Source organism: Bradyrhizobium xenonodulans (genome assembly GCF_027594865.1).
GTDB classification, from domain to species: Bacteria; Pseudomonadota; Alphaproteobacteria; order Rhizobiales; family Xanthobacteraceae; genus Bradyrhizobium; species Bradyrhizobium xenonodulans.
Genome location: NZ_CP089391.1, coordinates 480,710 through 493,671, shown reverse-complemented (window position 1 = coordinate 493,671; position 12,962 = coordinate 480,710). Strand labels below are relative to the sequence as shown.

At 64.4% G+C, this 12,962-nt stretch carries 9 protein-coding genes; 5 read left to right on the top strand and 4 right to left on the bottom strand.

Annotated elements, in window-relative coordinates; all coding sequences use genetic code 11:
• Nucleotides 1-14: 14 nt before the first annotated feature.
• Nucleotides 15-902 carry an efflux RND transporter periplasmic adaptor subunit gene (locus tag I3J27_RS02365; protein ID WP_270164793.1) on the top strand — a complete coding sequence of 296 codons (888 nt, stop codon included), beginning with the start codon at nucleotides 15-17 and terminating at the stop codon, nucleotides 900-902.
• A gap of 156 nt (nucleotides 903-1,058) precedes the next feature.
• Here I3J27_RS02365 and I3J27_RS02360 read toward each other — a convergent pair whose 3' ends face one another.
• Nucleotides 1,059-1,907, bottom strand: a complete 849-nt coding sequence (locus tag I3J27_RS02360) for a caspase family protein (protein WP_270164791.1) — start codon at nucleotides 1,905-1,907, stop codon at nucleotides 1,059-1,061.
• 425 nt (nucleotides 1,908-2,332) lie between these two features.
• Between I3J27_RS02360 and I3J27_RS02355 the strand changes: the two genes are divergently transcribed.
• From I3J27_RS02355 to I3J27_RS02345, 3 genes are all read left to right on the top strand, one after another.
• Nucleotides 2,333-4,060, top strand: a complete 1,728-nt coding sequence (locus I3J27_RS02355) for a hypothetical protein (RefSeq protein WP_270164789.1) — start codon at nucleotides 2,333-2,335, stop codon at nucleotides 4,058-4,060.
• A gap of 290 nt (nucleotides 4,061-4,350) precedes the next feature.
• Entirely contained in the window at nucleotides 4,351-5,091 is a 741-nt protein-coding gene (locus I3J27_RS02350; protein WP_270164787.1) for a thermonuclease family protein, read from the top strand.
• 101 nt (nucleotides 5,092-5,192) lie between these two features.
• On the top strand, nucleotides 5,193-6,380 hold the full coding sequence (locus I3J27_RS02345; RefSeq protein WP_270164785.1) for a pyridoxal-phosphate-dependent aminotransferase family protein: 1,188 nt from the start codon (nucleotides 5,193-5,195) through the stop codon (nucleotides 6,378-6,380).
• Between the two features lie 176 nt (nucleotides 6,381-6,556).
• Here the strand turns inward: I3J27_RS02345 and I3J27_RS02340 are convergent, their stop codons facing one another.
• Nucleotides 6,557-7,657: a hypothetical protein gene (locus tag I3J27_RS02340; RefSeq protein ID WP_270164783.1), complete on the bottom strand. Its 1,101-nt coding sequence runs from the start codon at nucleotides 7,655-7,657 to the stop codon at nucleotides 6,557-6,559.
• The gene (locus tag I3J27_RS02335) at nucleotides 7,657-9,093 is read right to left on the bottom strand and encodes an MBOAT family O-acyltransferase (RefSeq protein ID WP_270164781.1); all 1,437 of its coding nucleotides are present in this window, start codon (nucleotides 9,091-9,093) and stop codon (nucleotides 7,657-7,659) included. The genes I3J27_RS02340 and I3J27_RS02335 overlap by 1 nt, the downstream gene beginning before the upstream one ends.
• A gap of 327 nt (nucleotides 9,094-9,420) precedes the next feature.
• On the opposite strand from I3J27_RS02335, the gene I3J27_RS02330 reads away from it, so the two are divergent.
• A complete protein-coding gene (locus I3J27_RS02330) occupies nucleotides 9,421-11,526 on the top strand; it encodes a S9 family peptidase (protein WP_270164779.1) in 2,106 nt (701 codons plus the stop codon).
• Between the two features lie 305 nt (nucleotides 11,527-11,831).
• On the opposite strand, the gene I3J27_RS02325 is transcribed toward I3J27_RS02330, so the two are convergent.
• On the bottom strand, nucleotides 11,832-12,923 hold the full coding sequence (locus tag I3J27_RS02325; RefSeq protein WP_270164777.1) for an SMP-30/gluconolactonase/LRE family protein: 1,092 nt from the start codon (nucleotides 12,921-12,923) through the stop codon (nucleotides 11,832-11,834).
• Between the last annotated feature and the right edge of the window lie 39 nt (nucleotides 12,924-12,962).

The following is a 12,962-nucleotide window of genomic DNA, read 5'->3' as shown; positions in this document are numbered from 1 at the left end:
AACCGGAATGACCGATGCGTCCATTGCCTGCGCGTTCCTTTTCCAGACATCTCGTTGCGCTCACCGGGCTGCTGATCCTGTCCGCCCCGCTCGCCCTCGCCGCCGATGACGACGCACCCAAGGGGCCGGCGGTCACGGTGCTAAAGGTCGCAAAATCCTGCTTCTCCGACATCGTCGAGGCCACCGGCACAATCATCGCGCGTGAGGAAACCTCGGTGCGGCCGGAGCGTCCCGGCCTGAAGGTCACGGACGTGCTGGCGGAAGCCGGCGACACCACCACGGCCGGCCAGGTGCTGGCGCGGCTGGCGCTGCCCGAAGGCGGTACGCTTCAGGTCACGGCGCCCGTGGCAGGCGTGATCGCGACCTCGACCGCGCAGATCGGCAATCCCGCCTCGGCCAAGGGCGAAGCGCTGTTCACGATCGTGGCGCGCAGCGAATACGATCTCGTCGGTCTGGTCGCGACCACCGATATCAGGAAGCTCGCGGTGGCCCAGCAGGCGACTGTGCGCATCGCCGGCGCCGGCGATCTCGACGGCAAGATCCGCCGCATCGGACCGACCGTCGAGCCGAACATCCAGCAGGGCATGGTCTATATCGGCATCTCCTCGCAGAAGCGGTTGTTGCTCAACGCCAGCGGGCGCGCGCTGATCAAGACCGGGCAGAGCTGCAACGTCGCGGTGCCGCTCACCGCCGTGCAATATTCCTCCGCCGGCACCGTGGTGCAGGTGATCCGCCGCAACCGCGTCGAGACCAAGCGCGTCGAGATCGGCTTGATGTCGGGCGGCAATATCGAGGTGCGCGACGGCCTCAACGAAGGCGATATCGTCGTCGCCCGCGCCGGCGCGCTCTTGCGCGAAGGCGATCCGGTGCGCCCGGCGATGGCGACAGAAGCGGCGAAGTAATGACGATGTGGGAGCAGATGCGCGCTACGTGCGCAGTATCGTAGGGTGGGCAAAGCGAAGCGTGCCCACGTTCTTCTATCGAATTTTTGGAATATGGTGGGCACGGCGCGTTGCGCCTTTGCCCACCCTACGAGGGCTCGCGAGCTCTAAGAAGAACTAGCCGCCGGCTGCGTCGAAGTGGACGTCTTCGAGCAGCGAGGAGGAGACGGTCGGGACCTGATCGCCTTCGCTGGCGCGGGAGATGGCGAGGCGGGTCTTGTTGAAGACGCCTTCGGCGCTGCCCTGCGCAGTGAGGTTGTTGAGGAACTCGCCGACCAGCACGCTGTGCTCGCCCTTGCCGTCGTCGACGACCTTGCCGGGCGAGGCCGAGGTGAGGATCAGCGCATTGTCGGACGCGCTGATCGGCGCCAGACCGTGGCTGTAGGAGCGGAAGCGGCGCTCGTAAGGGTTACGGCGGGAGGCATCGACGACGACGAGCTTGGCCTTCGCGCCCTGCTCCTTCATCATGTCGAGCACGCCGTCGATGGACACGCCCTGGCGACGGACGTCATTTTCCTTCCAGATCACGGCATCGACCGGCAGCATGTAGCTTTCGCGGCCGGCCTGCACGCCGTAGCCGCCGAAGAACAGCATGACGACGGTGTCGCGCTTGATCCGGGACTTCAGGCGGTTGACGGCGCGGACCATGTCGTCTTTGGTCGCGTCTTCCACCATGTCGACGTCAAAACCGTTCTTGCGCAGGGCCGAGGACAGCGCGCGGGCGTCGTTGATCGACTGCGTCAGCGGCGCGCTGGCGTCGGGGTAATGTCCATTGCCGATGACCAGCGCGAGGCGCGCGGTCTGGCCGATCGCGCCGGTGACCAGGTCGGTCGAGACGGCCTTGGCGGCATCGAGCGCACGCATGTTGAGGGCAGCATGCGCCCCGATCACGAGCGACACCGTGCCGATGAGGGCCGCGGCGACCGCGATCGTGCGGCGGGAAATATCGAGCTGCCTTACATTCATCTCGCTTCATTCCTGTCAGTGCCAAAGACCTGCCAAGCGCGCGCACACTGTTTGAGTAGCGCGATAGCGGCTTCAGGTTTGAGGGATTGGCCGGGGATGTGACCCCGAATTGCGCGCAATTTGCGGCGCCGCACCAAACAAACCCTTAACCGGATATAGGCCCTCGGGCAATAGATTGCTCGAAATTAGAGCTAAACCATTGAAGATGCTTATCAATCCTCCGGACGAAAAACAGGCATTTCACCGCTTTCCAGTACTCTTCCGGGGCTCAATCATGCAGTCCTCATGCCGACTTTTTCCGTGACCACCATCACATTTGTATTTCCTGCGAATCCGGGTAGCTTTTTCAAAGACTTGCAGGGGGTGGCGCGCAGATGGGAGCGTGCCGGCCGGCCCCTGGCCAATGCCCCGCGACCAGGTATTTCATGAGCTTTCAATATTTTGCCGGCGCCGCCTGCCGGGCGCTGACGGCGCGGAAAGACGGCCCCTCGCTTTACGATGTCTGCGATCCCGTGCTGGCTGCTACGGTCAGCGGCGATCCGCATCTGGCCAAATTCTACAAGACCGCGCTCGGCAATCCCGCATTGCGGCTGCTGCTGCGACGCGCGGGCGTGCCCGAGCTGCGCGACGAGGCGAAGCTGAGCCGGCTGCGCGAGGCCCTGGTGCGCGCCCGCGACGAGGCCGAGCCCGACTGGGCGGCGGTCGGCCAGCCCGTCGCCGATCTCGTCGACAGCATCGCCCTCGACCACCCCAAGCCGCCGCCGGCGATGTTCATCGGCTCCGCGCCTTCGCAAGCCCAGATCGACGGCGTGATCCGCGACTGCGCGCAGCACCTGCTCGGCGCCTACCGCAAGAACGGCTTTCTGCCGACCTATGCCGCCTTCAACCTGATCGGCGATCCCGATTTCCGCGGCCGCGAGCTGACAATGGCGCTCACGGGACTGAATGCGCGCGGCTACAAGAACTCCTCGCTGCTGTTCAACCTCGCCCGCGTCTTCATCGCGCGCTCTCACGCAGCCGCCGTGATCAATCCGCCCTGGCGAGGGGTCGCCGAGCCGATGTGGGAGCCGGTGCAGATCCGTCACCGCTCGGCCTATTACGATGCGTTCTTCATCGAGGCGCTGCTCGGCTATGTCGAGACCGGGCTCGCCTCGCCCGCCGACAAGGTTGCGGCGGAGCGTGCCATCGCCGACATGGTCGATTTCTGCGTCAACATCAGCCGCGAGGAAGTCGAGGGCTTGGGCGGCGCACGCTTCAACGTCATCACCGCGCTGGCGCCCGCGCCGCATCCGCGCTTCTCGCGCTACTTCGCGCAGATCAAGCAGGATCTCGGCTTCGGCGTCTATGTGCCGGATTGCGACACCACGGCCTGCTCGATCTCGGCAGCGACACAGGCCGGCTGCACCGATGAGATCATCGACCAGCCGCTGCTCGACTTCTATGCGGGCTATCAGGTGCGCGCGGGCGTTAACGAGCCGCGCGTGACCGTGCCGCTCAACGACAATATCGACTACGAGGGCGGGGTTGCGACCTGGATCGACAACCTCAAGGGCGAGCGTCCCTACGGCAACGATCTCGATCCGACGCTCAATCTCGACATTCTCGAGGTGAGTTTTCGCAATCTCGCACGCTGGAAAGTTCTGGAGACGCCGTCGCGTCTCGCGACCGTGCATCGGATCATCGGCTTCCAGAAGCGGCTGGCGGCCAGCGGCGCCTTCGCCAATCCGCGCTCCCACATCTATTACCTGCCGGAACTCTACAGCGCCTATTTCGGCCGCTGCTATGCAGCCTTCCTGGCGCTGCCGCTGGCGGCGCAGGCGGCGATCGATCCCGACGGCGATTTCGACTTTATCCGCCACCGCGTGCTGTCCTACGTCAAGGGCGAGCTGATGGCCGCGGAGATGAACGTGTTCGACGCGGCCCTGGCGCTGATCGCGCTCGGCCATCTCGGTGCCGACCCCCGCGCCTTCGCACCGGCGCTGAACGTGATCGTCGCGAGCCTCGGCGAAGGCGGCCGCCGCGGCCCGTTCCGCGCCTATGAATGGAACAAGATGAAGACGCCGACGCGGATCCTGGTCGGCGGGCCAGAGGTAACGTCGGCGTTCGTGCTGATGGGGCTGGCGGTGGCCAAGCGGGCGATGGCGCCGGGGTGAGTTTGCTTACCCTCCCCTGGAGGGGGAGGGTCGGCTCACATGGAGCGCAGCGAAATGTGAGACGGGGTGGGGTGACAGTCTCTCCGCAACGCGCAGTGCCCGAGTGGAGAGATCACCCCACCCCGCTCGCGCTGCGCGCGATCGACCCTCCCCCTCCAGGGGAGGGTAAGCAAGGCCCACCGCAATGACGGGAAGTTGAAAGCCGACCTGTCAGGCACACGCTGGCCGGGTGGACAAAAGCCGACCACAATTGCGGAGTCTATCGAGATTTTCCTCACACGCGGATTGGCATGTTGCGAAAATTCCTGATTGCGCTGTCACTGCTCGCCTTGTCCTTGCCCGGCATCTCGTCGCTGGCGGAGGCCGCCGACATCACCGGCACGGCAAAGGTCCGCGCCGGCGACGCCGTCGTGATCGGGAACACGCGCATCCGGCTCGGCGGCATCGACGCGCCCGCGGTCGACCAGCTCTGCCTCAACACCAAGACGGAGCGCTGGACCTGCGGCATCGCGGCCCGCGACGAGCTCGCCAAATACACCGACGGCAAGACCTGGGTCTGCCACGCGAGGTCGATCGACCGGCGCGGCCGTACCGTGGCGCGTTGCGAGGTCGGCGGCGAGGACATCCAGAAATGGCTGGTGCGCAGCGGCTGGGCGCTGGCCTACACCCGCATCTCCAAAGACTATGAACCCGATGAAGCCACCGCGCGCGAGGCAAAGGCCGGGATGTGGCAGGGCGCCTTCATCGCGCCCTGGGACTGGCGCGTGCGCAACAAGAAGACCACGATATTGGGCGCCACCAAGCCGCCCGACGGGGCGCATGCGGTGCTGCTCGCCTCGGCCTCGGGGCCGGTCGCCCCGTCGCCCGACTGCACCATCAAGGGCAACGTCAACAGCGCCGGCGAGTGCATCTATCACCAGCCGACCAGCCGCTGGTACACCCAGATCAAGATGAAGATCAGCAAGGGCACCCGCTGGTTCTGCTCGGTGGAAGAAGCGGAGGCCGCCGGCTGCCGGGAGACCAAGCGATAACCAGACCTGCATTTTGGGCGCTTTTCCAAGGCCCTCGCCCCGCGTAAGACTGTGAATCAGCAACCCACCGATCTGTTCTCTGGCAATAAGGACCAACAGCAATGACCGTTCGCGCGGGCCGGGAATTTCTGGCCATCCCCGGGCCCACCACGATGCCCGACGAGGTGCTGCGGGCGATGCATCGTCCGGCGATCGACATCTACTCCAAGGAGATGCTCGACCTGACCGAAAGCCTGCTCGGCGACATCTCGAAATTGTTCGCGACCAAGGGCAAGTCCTACATCTACATCGCCAACGGCCACGGTGCCTGGGAGGCCGCACTCAGCAACGTGCTGTCGCGCGGCGACAAGGTGCTGGTGCTGGAGAGCGGACGGTTTGCGATCGGCTGGGGCAACGCGGCCGCGCTGATGGGCGCCGAGGTCGAGGTGCTCAAGGGCGACTGGCGCCGCGCGGTGCGCCCGAGCGAGGTCGAGGAGCGCCTGCGCCGCGACAAGGAGCACACCATCAAGGCCGTCGTCGTCGTCCAGGTCGATACGGCGTCAGGCGTGCAGAACGACATCGAGGCGATCGGCAAGGCGATCAAGGCAGCCGGCCATCCCGCGCTGTACATGGTCGACACCGTCGCCTCGCTCGGCTGCATGCCGTTCGAGATGGACAAATGGGGCATCGACGTCGCGATGTCCGGCTCGCAGAAGGGCCTGATGACGCCGCCCGGCCTCGGCTTCGTCGCCGCCAACGCGCGCGCGCTCGAGGTGCACAAGAAGGCGAATATGAACACGCCCTATTGGAGCTGGAGCGAGCGCGAGGGCACCGAGAACTATCGCAAATATGCCGGCACCGCGCCGGTGCATCTGTTGTTCGCTTTGCGCAAGGCGATCGACATGCTGCACGAGGAAGGACTGGAGAACGCCTTCCGCCGCCACAGCCTGCTCGGCGAAGCCGCGCGCCGCGCCGTCGCCGCATGGACGGAAGGCCAGGTGCTCGGCTTCAACGTCGCGGAGGCCAGCGAGCGCTCCAACACCGTGACCACGGTGACCATGAGCAACGGCCATGACCCGGCCGTGCTGCAACGCTATTGCAAGGATAAATGCGGCGTGGTGCTCGGCACCGGCATCGGCGATCTCTCGGGCCAGGCCTTCCGCATCGCCCATATGGGCCACGTCAACGCTCCGATGCTGCTCGGCACGCTCGGGGTGGTCGAGATCGCCCTGAACGCGCTGAAGATCCCGCACGGCAAGGGCGGGCTGGAAGCGGCGGTTTCTTATCTTGGCGAAGAGGTGGCGGTGTAAGGCCGCTGCTGTCCCTACGAAGACAGTATCGTAGGGTGGGCAAAGCGAAGCGTGCCCACGGCTTCTGTTGCACTATTGGATCGATGGTGGGCACGGCGCTAAGCGCGCCTTTGCCCACCCTACGGTACCGAGCTAGCGGAAGGAGCCCCCTTCACCCCACAAGGGAGAGGGGAAGATCAGCGCTCGACGCGATACGCCTCGACCTGAGCCTTCAGCGCGTCCAGCGACGCAAGCGGCGCCTTCGGATCAACCCGATATTCCCCACTCGCCAGCCACGACAACACCTTCGCATCAATCACCGGCGAATGATGAATGACGTCGCCGTAATTGCTGAGATCATGCGTCACCGCCTTGATCGCACGGAAATCGTGCAGCCGGACGTTGGGAAGCTGCGTCAGCCGCTGCGCAATGAGCGCCGTGAGATCCGTGACGATCTTCAGCGTTGCAGGTGAGGCATCGCGCATCGCGACGAATTGCAGGATCGAATAGGGCGGGAAGTAGATGTCGAAGGTCACGTCCGGATGGCGCATGATCAGGCCGACGGCGTCACGCTCGAAATGCCTGACCATGGCATCATAACCGTAGCCTTCGCCGAGGAAACGGCTGCGCACGGGGCTGGTGATATAGGCGAAGGCGGCAAGCGTCTTCTTCGCATTGTAGTCCCGCGCGACGTCGAAATCCCGCGGCAGCGCGTAGATGTCGTCGACGTCAGCGAGCGCGAACTTGACGGGCAGATAGGGTGTCGCGCGCGTGAGCGGCGGCTGTAGCGGCGGGACCGACCGCAGCAGGGCGAACAGCGACTCCTTTGCCATCGCGGCGCTGAACAGATAGGACGCGATGCCCTTGGCGGTCCTGCGATAGAGGTCGACGGACAGATAAGGGTCGGTCTCGATGTCGGCGGCATCGACAAAGATGAAGTCGTCCATCGCCCAGATCACGCGCCGCGCGCCGCGATCGATCGCCCGCTCCAGCACAAAGCCCTGCTGGCGAGAATTGGAACCGGTCATCGCCAGCTTGAGCGAATGCACGCCAAGCGCGCGGTCGATGTCGCTCTGGCGGAAATGGATCGCGAGCGAGGTGCCCATGAAGGCGGTGTCGAACGACTGGCTGCGGATCAACCCGGCATTCTGCACGCGCGTGTCGTCGGAATAAAAGGCGAGACCCGAGGGGCGAAACAGTTGCAGGGGATCGACGACATAGACGAGCATCGCTGCACCCAGCACGCATGCGAGGCTCGCGAGCAGAAGGCGCCTGAGATGTGTGAACGTGCCTCGCATCAGAACCGGAAATAGATGAATTCGCTGTGGCTCTGGATGCCCAGAATGCCGAACGCGAGCACCAGTGACGCCCCATAGAGCACCAGCGGCCGCATGCGCCCTGCCCACAAGGCTTCGCCGACCCGGCGATTGCCGTGATCGTAGCCCATGATCGCCTGCGTGTTCGGCGCCAGCCACACCAGTGCGGCATAAAGGAAGACGAGCACCAGCGCCGCAATCTCCTCGCGGCCGAAGACGATATTCGAGGGATCGGCCATGGCATGGAGAACCCGCAGCGCCCAGGTGACGCTCTCGGCGCGGAAGAACACCCAGGCGACGACGACGGCGAGGAAAGTCAGCACGGCCCCGGCAATGCGGGCTGGTCGCGCAAGGATCGTCGGAATGTTCGGCACCAGGGCGTTGAAGGCATGGTTGACACAGAGATAGGCGCCATGCAGCGCGCCCCAAATGACAAAAGTCCAGGCCGCGCCGTGCCAGAGGCCGCCGAGCAGCATCGTGATCAGCAGATTGACGTAGCGCAGCACGCGGCCGCGCCTGTTGCCCCCGAGCGGGATGTAGAGATAGTCGCGCAGGAATTGCGACAACGTCATGTGCCAGCGGCGCCAGAAATCGACGATGCTGGTCGCCTTGTAGGGCGAGTTGAAATTGACCGGCAGGAAGATGCCGAACATCAGCGAGATCCCGATCGCCATGTCGGAATAGCCGGAGAAATCGAAATAGAGCTGGAACGTGTAGGCGAGCGCACCCAGCCAGGCCTGATCGAAACTCGGCGAGCGCGCCTCGAAGGCCAGCGCGACCAGCGGCTGGATGCCGTCGGCAAGGCACGTCTTCTTGAACAGGCCGATCGCGAAGATGATGACGCCGCAGAGAATGAGATGCCCGTCCGGATGCTTGGACTCCTTCCGCTCGAATTGCGGGATCATGTCCTTGTGGTGGAGGATCGGACCCGCGATCAGATGCGGGAAATAAGTCACGAACAGCGCGTAATGCGGCAGCGCATAGGCCGCGACCTGGCCGCGATGCGCGTCCACCAGGAACGCGATCTGGGTGAAGGTGTAGAAGGAGATGCCGACCGGCAGCAGGATGTGGACCGCGACATGCGTGCCGGCCAGCGCGTTGATGTTCTCGGTGACGAAGCCGGCATATTTGAAGATACCGAGTACGAGGAGATCGCCGGCGACGCCAAGCGCGAGCGCCGCCTTCCGTTGCACCGGCGTGAGCTTCGCCACGATCAGGAGATGGCCGACGCCGTAATTGAACGCGATCGAGAGCAGCAGCAGGGCGACGAACTGCCAGCTGCCGATGGCGTAGAAGGCGATTGAGGCCAGCGCCAGCCAGATCACCGGCGCCAGATTGCTGCGCCGCCCCAGCCAGAAATAGCCCGCCAGCACAACGGGGAGGAACAGCAGGATGAACGGGTAGGAATTGAACAGCATCAGGCTGGACCGGCGGCGGGGATATGGTCCCTAAAGCATACAAGGGAGCGATCAACAACCCGGCGACTTGGCGCAGCGCGCTGGCAATTCGCGGAACTGGGACGATATAAGGTGGTGTGTCCTCTCCCTCTCCCCGTTCTTACGGGGCCGCGACGAGCTTCGCTCGCGCTGAGAGGGTTGGGGTGAGGGGCCTCTCTCGGCGAGTGAAATCGTCGAGAGACCTGTACCCCCTCACCCGGAATTTGCTCTCGCAAATTCCGACCTCTCCCCGCAAGCGGGGCGAGGTAAGGAAGAGGCACCGCGCGAATGAGAGATGATGAGGATCGAGTGACACAAGCCAAAACACCTTCCCAGCCCCCCGTCGCCCTGCGCCGGCCGCATTCCTTCACACGGCACGGCATCACCGTGACCGACGACTATGCCTGGCTGAAGGACGAGAAATGGCAGGAGGTGCTGCGCGATCCCGCGGTGCTCGACCCTGATATCCGCAAATATCTGGATGAGGAGAACGTCTATACCGAGAGCCTGCTCGGCCACACCTCGTCGTTGCAGAAGACGCTGGTGCGCGAGATGCGCGGACGGATCAAGGAGGACGATTCCAGCGTGCCGTCGCCGGACGGACCGTTCGCCTATTTCCGCAGGTTTCGCGAGGGCGGGCAGCACGAGCTGTTCGGCCGCATGCCGCGCGACGGCGGCGAGGGCCATATCGTGCTCGACGGCGACGCGCTCGCAAAAGACCACACATATTTCAAGTTCGGCGGCAGCCGGCACTCGAACGATCACAAGCTGCATGCCTGGAGCGCCGACACCAAGGGCTCGGAGTATTTTTCCATTCGCGTGCGCGAATGGGCCACGGGCAAGGATCTCGACGATCTCGTCGAGGAGACCGATGGCGGCGTGGTCTGGGCCGCAGATGCAAAGTCCTTCTTCTATGTGAAGCTCGACGACAACCATCGCCCGATGCAGGTGTGGCGGCACAGGCTCGGCACGCAGCAAGCCGACGACACGCTCGTTTATGAAGAGCAGGATTCCGGCTGGTTCACCCATCTGCACGAGAGCACCAGCGGCCGCTTCTGCGTGATCGCAGGCGGCGACCACGAGACAAGCGAGCAGCGGCTGATCGACCTTGCCAACCCCGAGGCACCGCCGCGCCTCGTCGCCGCGCGCGAGGACGGCGTGCAATATTCGCTCGCCGATCGCGGCGACGAGCTGTTCATCCTCACCAATGCCGACGACGCCATCGACTTCAAGATCGTCACCGCGCCGCTGAGCCAGCCCGAGCGCAAGAACTGGCGCGACCTGATCCCGTATCGTCCGGGCATCTACATCATCGACCTCGATCTCTATGCCGGCCATCTTGTGCGGCTGGAGCGCGCCAATGCGCTGCCGTCGATCGTGATCCGCGATCTCACCACCAGGGACGAGCACGCCATCGCCTTCGACGAGGCGGCCTATTCGCTCGATACGATGGGCTCCTACGAGTTCGAGACGACGAATTTGCGCTTCGCCTATTCGTCGATGACGACGCCATCGGAAGTCTATGATTACGACATGGTCACGCGGACGCGCACCTTGCGCAAACGGCAGGAGATCCCGTCCGGCCACGATGCCGCCGACTACGTCACCACGCGGATCATGGCGAAGGCGCAGGATGGTGCCGAGGTGCCGGTGTCGATCCTGTATCGCCGCGGGCTCAAGCTCGACGGCTCGGCGCCGCTGCTGCTCTACGGCTACGGCTCCTACGGCATGGCGATGCCGGCCTCGTTCAACGCCAACCGCCTGTCGCTGGTCGATCGCGGTTTTGTTTACGCCATCGCCCATATCCGCGGCGGCGCCGACAAGGGCTGGGGCTGGTATCTCGACGGCAAGCGCGAGAAGAAGACCAACTCATTCGACGATTTTGCGGTAAGCGCCCGCGCGCTGATCGATGCGAAGTACACCAGCGCCAAACGCATCGTCGGCCATGGCGGCTCGGCCGGCGGCATGCTGATGGGCGCGGTGGCGAACCGCGCCGGCGAATTGTTCGCCGGCATCGTCGCCGAAGTGCCATTCGTCGACGTGCTCAACACCATGCTCGACGACACGCTGCCGCTGACGCCGCCGGAATGGCCCGAATGGGGCAATCCGATCGAGAGCGAAAAGGATTTTCGCACCATCCTGTCCTACTCGCCCTACGACAATGTCGCGGCAAAGGACTATCCGGCGATCCTCGCAATGGGCGGGTTGACCGATCCGCGCGTCACCTATTGGGAGCCCGCCAAATGGATCGCGCGGCTGCGCGCGACCATGAGCGGCGGCGGCCCGGTCCTGCTCCGCACCAACATGGGCGCCGGCCATGGCGGCGCCTCGGGGCGATTCGACCGGCTCGATGAGGTCGCGATCGTCTATGCGTTCGCGCTGTGGGCGGCGGGGATGGCGGAGGCCAGGGTGTAGCGACATCCACCACTGTCGTCCCTGCGAACGCAGGGACCCATACCGCGTGATCTATCAATGGAATGCGGCAGCAATACCGGCGAAGACTTCTTAACTGCGAGCCTTCGTCAAACTGCTCCCTGGGGTTATGGGTCCCTGCGTTCGCAGGGACGACAGGGAAGATTGTGGGGCGAGTTACCTGCCCCACAAGGCACTCTCGTAGGGTGGGCAAAGGCGCGAAGCGCCGTGCCCACGTCTTTTCAGATTTCTACGAGAACGTGGGCACGCTTCGCTTTGCCCACCCTACGGCAGCTTGGCCCGCCGACTCACACCGCACCGTGCGCCTCGACATAGAGCGCATAGATCGAATGGCTGCTCGCCATATAGAGCCGGTTGTTCTTGGGGCCGCCGAAGCAGAGATTGGCGCAGCGCTCGGGCAGCTTGATGAAGGCGAGCGGCTTGCCGTCCGCGTTGAACACCATGACGCCGTCGAGATCCTCCGGCCTCGCCTTGAGCTGAAACACCTTGCGGCCGCCGACATCGGTGGGTTCAGCCTGCAGCGCACCGTTGGAGCCCCAGCCGCACCAGAGATTGCCGTCGCGGTCGACGCGGAAGCCGTCGAGCGAGCCTTGATCGACCGCGTCGATCAGCTTGGTCTTGCCGCTGAGGCTGCCGTCGTCGCCGACATTGTAGCTCCAGATGCTGCGGTTGGGCGTGCCCTTCCACTCGACGATATAGAGCTTCTTCTCGTCCGGCGAGAAGGCAAGGCCGTTCGGGTTGACCAGATCGGTGAGGACGGCGCTGATCTTGCCGTCCTTGGCGATGCGATAGACATTGGTGGTGGCCTGCTCGGCCTTCTCCTTCTTGCCCTCCCACTCGCCGTTGATGCCGAACAGCGGATCGGTGAACCAGATGCTGTCGTCCGACTTCACCACGATGTCGTTCGGCGCGTTCAGCCGCTTGCCCTCGAACTTGTCGGCGAGCACGGTGATCTTGCCGTCCTTCTCGGTGCGGGTGATGCGGCGGGTCACCGAGTGCTCGCAGGTGACGAGGCGGCCCTGGCGGTCGCGCGCATTGCCGTTGGCGTAGTTGGCGTTGGCGCGGAACACACTGGTCTGCCCGGTCTTCTCGTCGAACTTCATGATCCGGTTGTTGGGAATGTCCGAGAACAAGAGATAGCCGCCCTCGGGGAAATACGCCGGACCCTCGGCCCAGCGAAAGCCTGACGCGACCTGCTCGACCGTCGAGGAATAGAGCCGGTATTTTGCGAAGCCGGGATCGAGAATCTGGACGGCGGGATCGGGGTAGCGCTGGTTCGGCGTGAACGGGAACGACTGGGCGCCGGCGGCGCGGGCGAGAAGCGTGGAAGCAGCCATCGCGCCAGCGCCGGCCATGAGATTGCGTCGCGTGAAGTTCATTGAAGTCCTCCCTGCTTGATAAAAGGCCGGCGCTTGATG